This window comes from Dickeya sp. Secpp 1600, assembly GCF_003049805.1.
Taxonomy (GTDB): Bacteria; Pseudomonadota; Gammaproteobacteria; order Enterobacterales; family Enterobacteriaceae; genus Dickeya; species Dickeya fangzhongdai.
Window position 1 is genome coordinate 2,071,771 of record NZ_CP023484.1, and the last position, 12,002, is coordinate 2,083,772.

Below are 12,002 nucleotides of genomic sequence, written 5' to 3' on the forward strand. Positions count from 1 at the left end.
CTCGTTGGTTATATATTCCGCTGTCTTACCGCACCTTACGGATTTGCTGCGTCAGCCCCGGCATGCAGGCATGGGGCCGATGGCCCGGCATCGGTCTGGTCACCCGCCGTACTGCCATTCAGGGGGCGGTGGAGAAAACAGGGGGAGTCGTTGCCAAAACAGGACGGGTAGACCCGCTAATTATTATGGGCATCCATCAGAAACGCCTATGGAATGCGCTGCTATGAATAACTGAATTGTGCAGGGGACACAACCGTTGATTACGTTCCGGGGACAATATTGCTAACAAGCGCTAACTTTTTGTACGTTTTGCGCCGTGCATTCGAACGATTTGCGTAGTGATGCAAAAAAAATGCATATTATTTCAGGTTGCCTAACAGGCAGAAATGCGTGGGAAACGGCACGGATAAAACAGCAAGAGAGGGATGAACCGGTGGAAATGGGCGGGTAAATCCGGCGGCTGGGCCGCCGGTCATCATTGATGAATTATTCGATGTTGGCTTCGATGAACCACAGGTACTGATCCAGATCGCGGGAAGCGGCGGTGAGCATGTCCGCGGTATCTTCGTCCTGCGCCTGACTGATGGCTTTGCGGACGGTGTTCGCCACGACGGCGTAACGATCCGCCAGGGCTTTCAGGTGGTCCTGCACGCTGTGGATATTGAGCGGGTAGCTCTTCAGCGCGGTTTTCTCGTGGACGACCTGAGTGGTGCCGGTCGCCACGCCGCCCAACTGCACCACGCGCTCGGCGAAGGTGTCCAGGTGGGTAATCAGCGAGGTGCGGAAGGTATCCAGCATCTCGTGTACGGCGATGAAGTTCGCCCCGCGCATGTTCCAGTGCGCCTGCTTGGTGATCAGCGACAGATCGGTAAAGTCCACGACCAGCTGATTGAGCAGGGCGATGGTCGAGGCTTTAACGTTATCGTCCAGATCGTTACGGGTGAAAATAAGATCAGCGGAAGCTGTTTTTACCAGTTTAGCTGTACGCATAGTATTATCCTCTTTATTTCCGTTATTACTGATAATGATTCCGGCTATCAACGAAACGAATTATAGCAGCCGACATGAGTGGAAGATGCTCAGTTCGGTCTATTACAGGAATAGACTCAGACATCTAAGGGCATCGCCTTGCCGGCACGTTATTTATCATTCGAATCAGCTGGTAAAATAGTCGAAAAGGATGGGTTGGATATTGATATAAATTACAACAGGTTGCGTTGATTTTTGACGGAAGAAAATCGCTGGCATTTCACCTTTAGTGCTATTTTAATATGCAATTCTTTTCAGAATGTGTCTGATGAAAATTAAGTCAGTCGGCGGGATAGTCACATGAAATGATATTTCCCGGCCGGACTGGCCGGGAAAACGGTTATTTTCAGGCGGAACGGTGATGACGCCGTTTATTTATTCAGGACAAGGTGGAGCTCAGGACGACGCCGATGCAGCGTTCTTTTTCGCGCTGAGCGTGGTGCCCAGCGAGGCGATAATGATAAACGCCAGCGCCAGCCACTGGGTGAGTGACAGATGCTCGTTCAGAAAGATAATGCCGGATATGGCCGCCACGGCGGGCTCCAGGCTCATCAGGGTGCTGAAGGTGCGCGTCGGCAACCGGGTCAGCGCCAGCATCTCCAGCGTATACGGCAAGGCGGTGGAGAGCACCGCCACCGCAATGCCGATTGGCAGAATACTGAGGGAAAACAGGCTGTTGGTATCGGAAAACAGCAGACCTATCGGGCAATACACCAGCGCGGCGATCAGCGACCCCATCGCCACGGTACCGGCGCCGTGGCTGGCGCCCGCCTTCTGACCAAACAGAATATAACCCGCCCAACAGGCGCCGGCGCCAACGGCGAAGGCGGCGCCGGTCAGATCCACATTGTCAATATGCTGCCCGAGCGGCAGCAGTAGCCACAGCCCGGCGGCGGCCAGCAATACCCACATGAAGTCCAGCAGACGGCGAGAAGCCATAATCGCCACCGCCAGCGGCCCGGTGAACTCCAGTGCCACCACGATCCCCAACGGTACGGTGCGCAGCGCCAGATAAAACAGATAGTTCATGCCGCCCAGCGTGATGCCGTAGACCAGCAACGGCAACCGATCCGAACCGAAATGCAGCCGCCAGGGCTTGAACACCACCAGCAGGATCAGCGCGCCTATCGCCAGACGCAGCGCCGTCATGCCGGACGCGCCGATCAGCGGGAAGACCATCTTGGCCATCGCCGCGCCGGTCTGGATAGACAGCATGGCGATGATGATCAGTAATACCGGCAGTAATACAGAGTTTTTTAATGTGGAAATCAAGGTCATTGCGGGGCCTTAAAATTCGATGTGCAACCAGAAAAAAGCAGGCAATAAATGAACAAATTATTCCAGGTTAGTTTACTCTTATTGACCTTAATTTACTCTCCATTTGAAAATCTTTTTTTTGATATAAATTCAGTTTGAAAATTAATCAAAAAATTAAGAAAACTCCGTATCGAAGCGGGGCGGATCATTTATTTTTTCATACCACCTTGAACTTTATTTATTGTTTTAAATCAATGGTGTAAATTGAAAATGAAATGAATTGTTACATGTTTGACCTAATTGAAAAATAATAACCAGGCGGCATGTGCCCTAATTTTTTGTTATATTTGCCTCGCTTAAATCTTCTTTCGTAAGATAATTCGAGGCATATTATGAAAAAAATCGCGTGTCTTTCCGCTCTGGCTTGTGTTCTGGCCGTAAGCGCAGGTACTGCAGTGGCTGGCGAAAGCACTGTATCTCTTGGTTATGCTCAGGGCGACGCTCAGGGCGTGCAGAACAAACTGCCGGGTTTCAACCTGAAATACCGTTACGAATTCGATAACAGCCAGCTGGGCGTAGTAGGGTCTTTCACCTACCTGCAAGACAGCCAGACTGTTGCCGGTACTTACAACAAAGCGCAGTACTACGGCTTCAGCGCAGGTCCGTCCTTCCGTTTCAACGACTGGGCGAGCATCTACGGCCTGGTTGGCGTGAGCGCGGCTAAATTCACCGCCAACAACACCGACGGTTCTTCCAACAACAGCTCCAGCGATGCGGGCTTTGTATACGGCGCCGGTCTGCAGTTCAACCCGGTTCAGAACGTAGCCTTTGATGTTGGTTACGAGCAGAGCCGTGTTCGCAGCGTTGACGTAGGCAGCTGGAACGTAGGCGTAGGCTACCGTTTCTAATCGCGCCATGCGTTGCACGCACTGCGTGAAACGATGTGTGCTGAAAAATCCGCCCGACAGGGCGGATTTTTTTATGGCTGCGGCAAGCCCGCCAGCAATTTTTTGAGCAGCAGGTTGAGCTGTTGCTGTTCGTCTTCATTCAATGACGCCAGCGCCTGCCGCTCATTGTCAGTATGCAGCGCCACCAGCGTATCCATCAGTTCCCGCCCTTGTTCCGTTAGCGTCACCAGCGTTCCGCGCCGATCCTGCGGGTTGCTTTGACGCGCCACCCACTGCGCTTGTTCCAGCCTGTCGATACGGTTGGTCATGCCGCCTGACGACATCATCAGCGCTTCGTACAACTGCGTGGGCGTCAGCGCATAGGGCGCGCCGCTGCGCCGCAACGTCGCCAGCACGTCAAATTCACCGGGACGCAGACCGAAACGGGCAAACAGCGGGTTGAGATGATCCCGTTCGAGCCGCTGGGTGGCTTCGAATAGCCGCCCCAGCACCTGCATCGGGAACGGGTCAATATCCGGCCTTTCTCGCCGCCATTGTTCATAAGCGTTATCTGCACGATCTGTCATAAGTGTAATTTATCTTGACGTTAAGATTCTTTTTGTGAAGATATTCTACGGAAAATATACGTCGTCGTTCAAGCATCAAGGGGTCATAAGGAGCGTTATGTCACACGCAATTCGTGCAGGATCACTGTTTTTTGTCGTCATTACCGTCATGTTGCTGGGGCTGAATCTCCGGCCGGTGCTGGCAGGCGTCGGGCCGTTGCTGTCGCGGATTCAGGCGGCGACCGGCATGGGGGATACGCAGGCTGGCCTGCTGACTACGTTGCCGGTATTCGCGATGGGTATCTGCGCCCTGTATGGCGGTTGGTTACAGGCCAGACTGGGAGAATACCGCGGCATCGGCATCGGCATTGTCGGGATTGCGGTCGCCTGCCTGCTGCGTTGCTGGCTGACCAGCACCGCCGGGTTGTTGCTGACCGCTGCGCTGGCCGGTATCGGCATCGCGTTGATTCAGGCGTTGATGCCGTCGTTTTTGCGGCGCAGTTTCAGTCGGCAAAGCAGCCGGCTTATGGGGTTGTACACGACCGCCATCATGGGCGGCGCAGCGCTGGCGGCGGCCAGCATTTCGCCGCTGGCGGACATCATTGACTGGGACGGCGCGCTGGCGATATGGGGCGGGTTGGCGACGCTGGCGACGCTGGCCTGGTTGATTACGGTGTCGCTGAGTCCGATGCCGGATACCGCGTCGCGTTCGGGTTCAGCGCCCGCGTCGTCGCAGAACCGGGCCTGGGCGCTGATGATCTTTTTCGGCATCGGCACCGCCGCGTATACCCTGGTGCTGGCCTGGCTGCCGCCGTATTACACCCAGCTTGGCTGGAGCCCCGCCCGTAGTGGGTTATTGCTGGGCGGGCTGACGCTGACCGAAGTGGTGGCCGGGCTGCTGGTTTCGTTGCTGATCAACCGCTTCCCGGACCGGCGTTATCTGCTGCTGCCGGTATTGGTATTGCTGCTGCTGGGAATGGCCGGCCTGATACTGGCGCCGCAGACGCTGGTGTTGCCGATCATGATTGCGCTGGGGTTGGGGATTGGCGCGCTGTTTCCGCTGTCGCTGATTATCGCGCTGGATCAGGTGGACGACCCGCGTCAGGCGGGGGCGCTGATGGGGTTTGTGCAAGGCGGCGGTTATCTGATCGCCAGCCTGATGCCGCTGCTGGCGGGTTTCATCCGGCAGTACACCAGCGCTCTGGAGCAGGCCTGGCTTATCATGGCGGCGGGGGTCGTGGTGCTGATCCTGATGGCGCTGCGTTTCGCGCCGCGCCATCAGGTTCCAGCGTCGGCCTAACGGCGTGAAAACGCCAACTGCGGCGTCAGGAACAGGTTGCGGAAGTATTCCCGAACCGCCTGCATCGCCGGGGTAAATTCGGCGTCGCGAGACCAGGCTAGCCCGACGCTCATCGGATGCACCCGGTCTTTCAGCGATCGGGTTTCGATACGCCGCCCCTCAAGCGACCAGGGGCGGTACACCAGATCGGACAGGATCGCCACTCCCAGTCCGTTCGCCACCATGCTGCGCACCGCCTCCACGGAACTGGTGCGCAGCATCACCTTCGGGCGATGCCCGCTCAATTCCCAATAGCGCATGGCGCTGTGATCCGCTTCATCCACCGTCAACATGATAAAGGGCTCGTCGGCGACATCCGCCAGACTTACCTCCGGTTTGTCGCACAGCGGATGACGGCTGGGCAGCCATAGCCGCCGCTCCGAATTAAACAGGGGCTCGGCGGTGATTTCCGGATGGGTAATGTTGGCGGTCAGCACCAGCGATAAATCCAGAGAACGATCCAGCAACCCCGTTTCGATATCCTGCCGCTCGCGTTCGTTGAGATGGATAGTGACGTGGGGAAAGCCGTATGACAGTCGCTGTAGATGAAACGGCAGAAAATACCCCATCACCGTATAGCTGGCGGCCATGTTAAGCGAACCGGCGATGCGATTGTCGGTCAGCGGAATATGCATGGCGTCATCCACGCTGCGCAGCACGGCGTAGGCGTGGTTAAGGAAGTAACTGCCGTTTTCGGTCAGCGTCATGCCGTGCACCGAGCGCAGGAACAACGGTTTTCCCAGCAGATTTTCCAACTCCTGAATCGCGGTGGTGACCGCCGACTGCGAGATATTGAGGTGAATCGCCGCCTGGGATATCTGGCCCATCTCCGCGGTGGCGATGAAGTAGCGGATTTGACGCAATGTGAGCATGGCATGCCCCTTGTCGGTAAGCGTTCTGTTTTTCAGATAGCGAGCATTCTGAAAATACGTCTTTCCGAATAGAAAATAGTGGTTCTATATTATTTTTAAACAAAACCATCACAAATAAGAAATAATTATGAAATATGAAATCGATCTGAATTCCGATATGGGCGAAAACTTTGGTCCATGGAAAATAGGCGATGACGTTGACCGGCAGATTATGTCTTATATAAGTTCTGCCAATATTGCCGCCGGATTTCACGCCGGCGATCCTTCGACCATGCGGCAGACCATTGAGTGGGCCAGCGATTATGGCGTCGCGGTCGGCGCGCATCCCGGATTTCGCGATTTAGTCGGTTTTGGCCGGCGGCATATTCACAGTCAGCCGCAGGAAGTGGTGAATGACATTCTATATCAGCTCGGGGCATTGCGTGAATTTACCCGGCTGTATCAATTACCGTTGCAGCACGTTAAACCGCACGGGGCGCTGTATATGCATCTGGCGCGCGATCAGCCGTCCGCGCAGCTGTTTGTGGAAACGCTGCATCGGTTGGACCCTGAATTACGGCTGTTTTGTCTGCACGGGTCATGGGTCTGGCAGGAAGCAAGAAAACTGCAACACCCTGTTATTTGTGAGTTTTATGGCGACAGGGAATACGACGCCAGCGGCTCTATCGTATTTACCCGCCGGGTTGGCGAGCTGGACCCGGCGCGGGTGGCGGCGAAAGTGGTGCGCGCCTGTGTGGAAGGCAAAGTGACGACGGTTGACGGCGAAGACATTCACGTCGAGTTTGATTCGATTTGTATTCATAGCGATACGCCCGGCGCGCTGACATTAATTAAAGCGACCCGGGACGCATTGAATAATGCCAATATTCGCGTGCGTTCGCCATTGCAGAATAGTTTTAATAATCGGTAATTGATAAATAATTATAAGGATTGAGGCTAATGAAAACATATGAGGTTTGTTCTCCTTTACCGGGTATTTTTTATCGTCAGCCCGCACCGGATGCTCCCGCGTTTATTGAAGAAAATACCCCGGTTACCGCGAATAGCGTTATTGGCCTGGTCGAGGTGATGAAACAGTTCAGTGAAATTTATGCGGAGCAGGCTGGCGAATTGGTGTCTTTCTGTGTGAATAGCGGTGATGCGCTGGAGCCGGGGCAGGTAATAGCCATCATAAAAATCGATGAATAACGGTAAAACCTACCCTATATCTTCATTATTACATTACGTCATCAGGAGGGCTGCATAATGCGTCAGCCGATCAAAAAATTGCTTATCGCCAACCGGGGGGAAATTGCCGTTCGCATTATTCATGCCGCCCGCAGTCTGGGGATTGCCACGGTGGCCGCCTGTAGCGAGGCCGATGTCGATTCGCTGCCCGTGCGTCTGGCGGATGAAAAGGTGCTGCTGGGGCCGGCGCGCGCCGACCAGAGTTACCTGAATCAGGCCGCGTTGTTGCAGGCGGCCAGCGACAGCGGGGCGGATGCGATACATCCGGGATACGGTTTTCTGTCTGAGAATGCCGCCTTCGCCGACACGGTGGAGCAGGCCGGGCTGGTGTTTGTCGGCCCGACGGCGGAAACCATTCGCATGATGGGCGACAAGGCCGTGGCGCGGCACACCGCGCAGGCGGCGGGGGTGCCGGTTGTGCCCGGTTCGGGGGTGTTGTCGTCGCTGGAGGCGGCGTTACAGGCCGCCACAGAGATCGGCTATCCGTTGCTCATCAAGGCGGCGGCCGGCGGCGGCGGGCGCGGTATCCGGGTCGTCAATCATGAGGATGACCTGAAACGCGAGTTTCCGATTGCCCAGAGCGAAGCGAGAGCCGCGTTCGGATGCGGCGATGTCTACCTGGAGTTGTTTATTCGCCATGCTCGTCATATCGAAGTACAAATTCTGGGCGACGGCGAGCGGGCGGTGCATCTGTATGAGCGCGAATGTTCGTTGCAACGTCGTCGCCAGAAAGTGTTTGAAGAAGCGCCGTCGCCGGCGCTGACGCCGACGCAGCGCGAGGCGTTGTGTGGCAGCGCCCTGCAACTGGCGCAACAGTTACGCTACCGCAGCGCCGGTACGCTGGAATATCTGTTCGATACCGAGCGGGAACAGTTCTATTTCATCGAAATGAACACCCGCATTCAGGTTGAACACCCGGTAACGGAGCGGGTTACCGGTGTCGATTTGGTGCAGTGGATGTTGCGTATCGCCGGCGGCGAACCGCTCAGTCTGCGTCAGGAGACGATCGAGCTGCATGGTCATGCCTGTGAAATGCGCATCAACGCTGAAGATCCGGCGCGTAATTTCTTCCCCTGTCCCGGCGTGGTGGGCTCGCTGACCTGGCCGCAAGGCCCCGGCATTCGCATCGACAGCCATCTGTTTAGCGGTTACCGCGTCCCGCCGTATTACGACTCTCTGCTGGCCAAGCTGGTGGTATCCGGACCGACGCGCCAGCAGACGCTGGCCCGTGCCGAGCAGGCGCTGAATCAGTTGCGGATCGGCGGCATCACCACCACGCAGTCATTGCATCAATGGCTACTGACGGATACCCGTCTGCGCGCCGGGCACTTTGATACCACCTCGTTGGAAAGCTGGCTGCAAGCGCGAGAAGCCGAATCACTGTCGCTGTCGAAGGAGGCCTGAGATGACGTTTCCTGCAATACGCTACACCTTCGGCGGCGATGAGCACCTGTTTGCCGAGATTGACCAAGCAATGTCGCTGGGCGCGTTTTTCCGCGGACTGGCGATGACCCGCGCGCTGGAGCAGCAGGCGCTGCCCGGGGTGCTGGATATTTGCCTGGCTAATGCGTCCTTTCAGGTGCGTTTCAATCCGGATGTCATCGCGCTGCAGGCGCTGCTGGAGAGGGTGCAGAGCACTGAACAGCAGGCGCAGACGATGACGGTGCTCGACACGCGCATCATCGAAATTCCGGTGCTGTACAACGACCCCTGGACCCACGAAACCCTGATGCGGTTTCGCGATCGCCATCAGGATCCGGCGGCTACCGATCTGGAATATGCCGCGCGCATCAACGGCTATCAGGATGTGGCGGCGTTTATTGCGGCGCACAGCGGCACGCCGTGGTTCGTGTCGATGGTGGGATTCGTGGCGGGATTGCCGTTCATGTTTCAGATGGTGGAGCAGGCGCAGCAGCTTCAGGTGCCGAAATACCTGCGACCGCGTACCGATACCCCCAAACTGTCGCTGGGGCACGGCGGCTGTTTCGGCTGTATCTACTCGGTGCGGGGGGCGGGCGGCTACCAGCTGTTTGGCGTCACTCCGGCGCCGATTTACGACCCGGAACAGCGCCTGGACTATCTGCAATCGTCGATGGTGTTTTTCCGCGCGGGCGACATCGTGCAGTTCAAACCGATCGATCTGGCACGGTATGAACAGGACGTACAGGCGGTTGAAGCCGGTCGCTTCAGCCTGCGCATTCGCCCGGTAACGTTTGAACTGGATAAGTTCCTCGCTGACCCGGCCGGCTATCAACACTATCTTCAGGGGGTACTGTATGCAGGGTAGTAGCGCGCAGATATCAAGTGTGCAGATATCGAATGTACGGATCAATGTCATCCGGCCGGGGCTGGCGACCTCAATACAAGATGGCGGTCGCGAAGGCTATTACCACCTCGGTATTCCGCCGTCCGGCGGGCTGGATCAGTATTCGTTGCGGCTGGCGAATTTGCTGGTGGGCAATCCGGCGCAGGCGGCTGTGCTGGAAATGACGTTGCTGGGGCCGGAACTGCAGTTTGAGGGCGATGCGCTGGTGGCGGTGTGCGGGGCGCGGATGCCGCCGCTGCTGGACGGTATGGCGATGCCGATGGATACCTCGTTTGCGGTGCGTGCCGGTCAGGTACTGCGGTTTGCGCCGACGACGGCCGGGTGCCGCGCCTATCTGGCGGTGGCGGGCGGCATCGCGGTGCCGGAGGTGCTGGACAGCCGTTCGACCTATGCGCTCGGCGCGCTGGGCGGTTATCAGGGGCGTCGACTGGCCGCCAATGATGTGCTGCCGGTAGGGACGCCGTACCGTAAAACGGCGCCGGATGTGACCGTGCCGGCCGACTGTCTCCAGCCGCTCGACAAGCGCGTGACGCTGCGTATGGTGACCGGGTTATACATTCACCGCCTGACCCCGGCGGCGGTAGAACAGTTTTTTGCCGATGACTGGCGGGTCGGCACCGAAGCCGACCGCATCGGCTACCGGCTCAAGGGCGGGGCGCCGCTGGCGTTTGAACCGCGTACGCCGCCGTTTGGCGCCGGCTCGGATCCGTCCAATATCGTCGATGCCTGTTACCCCATCGGCTCGGTGCAGGTGCCGGGTGGTCTGGAGCCGATCATTCTGTTGCGCGATGCGGTGTCCGGCGGTGGTTACATGACGCTGGGGACGGTGATAAGCAGCGATCTGGACATCATCGGGCAACTACAACCCCACTATGGCGTTCGTTTTGCGCCTGTATCGCTGGAGGAGGCGCTGGCTGCCCGGCAACACTATCGTCGCCGTCTTGAACGGCTGACGCTGTTATTAACGAACTGACGTTAACGCACTGATTTCAGACGGTCCCGCCGATTTTTCCCTGCGCCAACACCAGGAACGGCAACGGCGGCGGGACCTCGTCTGCATACCGAACTACCTGAACGACCGTGCGGCTTTTGCCGCGGCGGCGGGTGGGTTCGGCCATAACGCATGCCGGCATGCCGTATGACGCTGGCGGCATGTCATTAAATACGGGTCTGTGGAGGGGTTGCGATGGCTGAGGTATCTGATGTTCAGGGGGCAGCGGCGGCATCGCCTGCCGATACGGTGTCCGCAACGGAGCGTATGGGAAAACTATCGCTGACCATGGCCTGGTGGGCGGTGTGCAGCGCGATTTTCTATATTGTGGTAGGGGCGTCGCTGGCGCTGAATTACGGTGCGCGCAATGCCATTATCGGTATGGTGCTGTCCGTCGTGTGCTACGGTTTGATCAACGCAGCCATTAGCCGCTTCGCTATTCGCAGCGGCCTGTCGGTGGCGGCATTTTCCGGCCAGCTGTTCGGCCAGGCGGGGTCGGCGCTGGCGACGCTGATCTTTTTCTCCACCGCCATTTATTACGCGGTGTTTGAAGGTTCGGTGATTGCGTTCGCCATCAATCACCTGTTCCCGTCGCTGGATTACCACTGGGCCGCGCTGCTGGTGGTGCTCTACAGCGTGCCGCTGATTTTCGGCAGCGTGCAGCACTGGCTGGACAAGTTCAACGGCGTGCTGCTGCCGTTTTATCTGCTTGGGCTGGCGCTGACGGTGGCGGTGTCTATTCAGCATTATGGCTATCAGCCGCAATGGTTGTCATTCGGCCCGGCATCGCCGCCCGCCTATGGCTGGTGGAACTGCTTCACTTACTACATGGGGGTGTGGATTTTGATGATGTACACCTTCGATTACGCCCGGTTTGGCCGTCAGGAAGACAGCCGGTACCACGCGCGCATCAATTTCGGTATGCCGTTCTATCTGATCACGTTTCTGTTGAACGGGGTGGTCGGCATCTATCTGGTCAGCAGTTTTGCCCAGCAGAATGGCGTCAGTGAAACCGCGGTGGTGGTGAATATCCTCAATCTGCTGGGATTCTGGGGACTGTTGTTCGTGTGGGTGACTCAGACGCGCATCAATACCGCCAACTATTATCTGGCTACCGTCAACATGCAGGTGTTTTTTGATCGCCTGCTGCGGCTGCGCTATCGCAAGATTGTCTGGGCCTGCGTGGTAGGAGCGGCGGTCTATGTCCTGATGCTGGCGGATGTGTTCGCCTATATTTTGCAGGCGCTGGCCTACCAGGGGGTGTTTGTGGTGGCGTGGGTCGGCGTGGCGCTGGCGCATATCGCCTTTCACCGTGCACAACCCACCGCAGCGCCAGTGCGCGCGTTTAATCCGACCGGCCTTGGCGCCTGGCTGCTGAGCGTGATAGCCGGGGTGGCATTGATGCACGGCAGCGCCGTGTTGCAGTCGTTTTCCGCGCCGGTGACCTTTGCCGTCGCGCTGGCGCTGTACGGGTTGTTGCCGCACAAGCGTAGCGCCTGAAAGCGCAG

General features: G+C 57.4%; 12 protein-coding genes. 8 read left to right on the forward strand and 4 right to left on the reverse strand.

All coding sequences use genetic code 11. The annotated features are described in order from the left end of the window. Positions 1-486 precede the first annotated feature (486 nt). Positions 487-990 (reverse strand): DNA starvation/stationary phase protection protein Dps, encoded by a 504-nt coding sequence (gene dps, locus CPA59_RS09325; RefSeq protein ID WP_038918748.1) that lies wholly within the window; start codon positions 988-990, stop codon positions 487-489. Positions 991-1,425: 435 nt separating this feature from the next. Beyond that, a complete protein-coding gene (gene rhtA, locus CPA59_RS09330) occupies positions 1,426-2,307 on the reverse strand; it encodes a threonine/homoserine exporter RhtA (protein WP_038918749.1) in 882 nt (293 codons plus the stop codon). Between the two features lie 371 nt (positions 2,308-2,678). Between rhtA and ompX the strand changes: the two genes are divergently transcribed. Beyond that, a complete protein-coding gene (gene ompX, locus CPA59_RS09335) occupies positions 2,679-3,194 on the forward strand; it encodes an outer membrane protein OmpX (protein WP_038918750.1) in 516 nt (171 codons plus the stop codon). A gap of 71 nt (positions 3,195-3,265) precedes the next feature. Here ompX and CPA59_RS09340 read toward each other — a convergent pair whose 3' ends face one another. Beyond that, positions 3,266-3,760 carry a MarR family winged helix-turn-helix transcriptional regulator gene (locus tag CPA59_RS09340; RefSeq protein ID WP_038918751.1) on the reverse strand — a complete coding sequence of 165 codons (495 nt, stop codon included), beginning with the start codon at positions 3,758-3,760 and terminating at the stop codon, positions 3,266-3,268. A gap of 97 nt (positions 3,761-3,857) precedes the next feature. Here CPA59_RS09340 and CPA59_RS09345 point away from each other — a divergent pair, with 97 nt between their 5' ends. Beyond that, entirely contained in the window at positions 3,858-5,039 is a 1,182-nt protein-coding gene (locus tag CPA59_RS09345; RefSeq protein WP_038918753.1) for an MFS transporter, read from the forward strand. Here the strand turns inward: CPA59_RS09345 and CPA59_RS09350 are convergent. Beyond that, positions 5,036-5,950, reverse strand: coding sequence for a LysR family transcriptional regulator (locus CPA59_RS09350; RefSeq protein WP_107759153.1), 915 nt, complete (start codon positions 5,948-5,950; stop codon positions 5,036-5,038). The two genes, CPA59_RS09345 and CPA59_RS09350, sit on opposite strands and share 4 nt — an antisense overlap. 127 nt (positions 5,951-6,077) lie before the next feature. Here CPA59_RS09350 and CPA59_RS09355 point away from each other — a divergent pair, with 127 nt between their 5' ends. The 6 genes from CPA59_RS09355 to CPA59_RS09380 all read left to right on the forward strand — a co-directional run bounded on the left by CPA59_RS09355 (position 6,078) and on the right by CPA59_RS09380 (position 11,994). Further along, positions 6,078-6,860, forward strand: a complete 783-nt coding sequence (locus tag CPA59_RS09355; protein ID WP_038918754.1) for a 5-oxoprolinase subunit PxpA — start codon at positions 6,078-6,080, stop codon at positions 6,858-6,860. 29 nt (positions 6,861-6,889) lie between these two features. Next, the gene (locus tag CPA59_RS09360; protein WP_038918755.1) at positions 6,890-7,138 is read left to right on the forward strand and encodes an acetyl-CoA carboxylase; all 249 of its coding nucleotides are present in this window, start codon (positions 6,890-6,892) and stop codon (positions 7,136-7,138) included. 57 nt (positions 7,139-7,195) lie between these two features. Then, complete coding sequence (locus CPA59_RS09365) at positions 7,196-8,581, forward strand: acetyl-CoA carboxylase biotin carboxylase subunit (RefSeq protein WP_107759154.1); 1,386 nt, start codon at positions 7,196-7,198, stop codon at positions 8,579-8,581. A gap of 1 nt (position 8,582) precedes the next feature. Further along, positions 8,583-9,464, forward strand: a complete 882-nt coding sequence (locus tag CPA59_RS09370) for an allophanate hydrolase subunit 1 (protein ID WP_107759155.1) — start codon at positions 8,583-8,585, stop codon at positions 9,462-9,464. Further along, positions 9,454-10,476 carry a biotin-dependent carboxyltransferase family protein gene (locus CPA59_RS09375; RefSeq protein WP_100849390.1) on the forward strand — a complete coding sequence of 341 codons (1,023 nt, stop codon included), beginning with the start codon at positions 9,454-9,456 and terminating at the stop codon, positions 10,474-10,476. The genes CPA59_RS09370 and CPA59_RS09375 overlap by 11 nt, the downstream gene beginning before the upstream one ends. Positions 10,477-10,689: 213 nt before the next feature. Then, a complete protein-coding gene (locus CPA59_RS09380; protein ID WP_038918758.1) occupies positions 10,690-11,994 on the forward strand; it encodes a cytosine permease in 1,305 nt (434 codons plus the stop codon). The last annotated feature ends 8 nt before the right edge of the window (positions 11,995-12,002 follow it).